General features: G+C 66.3%; 1 protein-coding gene and 1 pseudogene. Both read left to right on the forward strand.

From position 1 onward, the window contains the following. Positions 1 to 225 (forward strand): annotated as a pseudogene (locus A5784_RS35745) (NADH-quinone oxidoreductase subunit L); the annotation flags it as partial. Next, the coding region (locus tag A5784_RS35750; protein ID WP_156750956.1) for an NADH-quinone oxidoreductase subunit M at positions 219 to 1,193 on the forward strand (975 nt) is incomplete at its 3' end. The pseudogene A5784_RS35745 and the gene A5784_RS35750, both read left to right, overlap by 7 nt.

The following is a 1,193-nucleotide window of genomic DNA, read 5'->3' on the forward strand; positions in this document are numbered from 1 at the left end:
AACGAGGCGGTGTTCATGCGAGGTGGGCAGACGTTGACCGCGGCCCTGGTCGAGGTCGACGACAAAGGGGTCGACGGGGCAGCCACCGGGCTGGCCGCTCTGGTCAGCCGAACCTCCGACCGGGCCCGACAATGGCAGACGGGCTTTGCCCGATCCTATGCGCTGTCGATGCTCGCCGGCGCGGCGCTCGTGGTGGCGGCGATCCTGGCGGTGCGGCTGTGGTGAACACCTTTCCGTCGCTGACGGTGCTCTGGGCGGTGCCGACGGTCGGCGCCGCGATCGTGATCCTCATCCCGGCCGGGCAGCGGGTCCTGGCCAAATGGTTCGCGCTGGCCGTGTCGGTAGTGGCGCTCGCCGTTGCAGTGGTGCTCGCGGTCGGCTTCGACCCGGCAGGCAAGCAGTACCAATTCGTCGAATCACACCCGTGGATACCGTCTTTCGGGACCGGATACATTCTCGGTGTCGACGGGATCGCCCTCGCGCTGGTGGTACTCACCGCGGTCTTGATGCCTCTGCTGATCATCGCGGGTTGGAACGACGCCGCCGACCGAACCGGGCTCGCCGGCCGGTCGGTGCAGGCGTACCTCGCGCTGATGCTGGCGGTCGAGGGCATGGTGTTCATGTCGCTGGTGGCCCTGGACATCCTGCTGTTCTACGTGTTCTTCGAAGCCATGCTGATCCCGATGTACTTCCTCATCGGCGGCTTCGGGGGCGAAAACAGGTCGCGCGCAGCGGTGAAGTTCCTGCTGTACAACCTGTTCGGCGGGCTGGTCATGCTCGCCGCGGTGATCGGGCTGTATGTGGTGACCGCGCAGAGCGACGTCTTCGCTTCCGGCACCTTCGATTTCCGGGCGATCGTCGAGGCGGTGGCGTCGGGTCGGCTGGTAATCAGCCCCGCCGTGGGCAGTTTCCTGTTCCTGGGTTTCATGTTCGCGTTCGCCGTCAAGGCCCCACTGTGGCCGTTCCACCGCTGGCTGCCCGATGCCGCGGTCGAGGCCACCCCGGCCAGTGCGGTGTTGATGATGGCGATCATGGACAAGGTCGGCACGTTCGGGATGCTGCGCTACTGCCTGCCGTTGTTCCCCGACGCGGCAACCTATTTCCGGCCCATCATCATCACCCTGGCGGTGATCGGCATCGTGTACGGCGCCGTGCTGGCGATCGGCCAGACGGACGTGATGCGACTCATCGCC

It is taken from the genome of Mycobacterium sp. 852013-50091_SCH5140682, from assembly GCF_001665685.1.
Taxonomy (GTDB): domain Bacteria; phylum Actinomycetota; class Actinomycetes; order Mycobacteriales; family Mycobacteriaceae; genus Mycobacterium.